The sequence below is a fragment of the Paraburkholderia sp. EG304 genome, assembly GCF_046543485.1.
GTDB classification, from domain to species: Bacteria; Pseudomonadota; Gammaproteobacteria; order Burkholderiales; family Burkholderiaceae; genus Paraburkholderia; species Paraburkholderia youngii.
In genome coordinates this window covers 1-649 of sequence record NZ_JBKGUA010000278.1, presented here as the reverse complement: position 1 = coordinate 649, position 649 = coordinate 1, and the positions used below count along the sequence as shown (strand labels likewise).

The window sequence follows — 649 nt, the reverse complement described above, 5'->3', positions numbered from 1 at the left end:
TCGGGCGGGCCGGACGTGGCGACGCTTCTGGAGCGGACACGGCGTACGGCCCTGGGGGCGCAGGAGCATCAGGACCTGCCATTCGAGCAGGTGGTGGAGATCGTGCAGCCGCCCCGGGCGCTTGACCACACGCCATTGTTCCAAGTGGGGCTGGCCTGGCAGAATAACGCGCTGGGGCGGCTCGATCTTCCCGGGCTGGGCGTGGAGGAGGTGGTGGACAATGCGCCCGGGCAGATCCGGTTCGAGCTGGAGCTGAACGTAGGCGAGTGTGACGGGCGGATCGTGGGCACGCTGGGCTATGCCACGGCGCTGTTCGAAGAGTCGACGGTCAGGCGGCAGCGGGATTATCTGCTGGCGCTGCTGCGGGCGATGGTTGCAGACGCGGGCCAGCCGGTGGAGCGCATCGATATCCTGCCGGCGGCGGAGCGCCGGTATCTGCTGGAGGAGCTGAACCGCACGGAGGCGGCGTACCCGTCGGAGCGGTGCATCCATGAGCTGTTCGAGGCGCAGGTGCGGCGGGCGCCGGAGGCGGTGGCGCTGGTGCATGAGAACGAGAGACTGAGCTATGGCGAGCTCAATGCGCGGGCCAACCGGCTGGCCCATCATCTGATCGCACTCGGAGTCAGGCCGGATCAGCCGGTGGGGATCT

1 protein-coding gene is annotated in these 649 nt (G+C 68.6%); it reads left to right on the top strand.

What is annotated here, in order from left to right:
* Nucleotides 1-15 precede the first annotated feature (15 nt).
* A partial coding sequence (locus tag ACLFKU_RS43845) for a condensation domain-containing protein (RefSeq protein WP_410853400.1) occupies nucleotides 16-649 on the top strand: 634 nt, incomplete at its 3' end.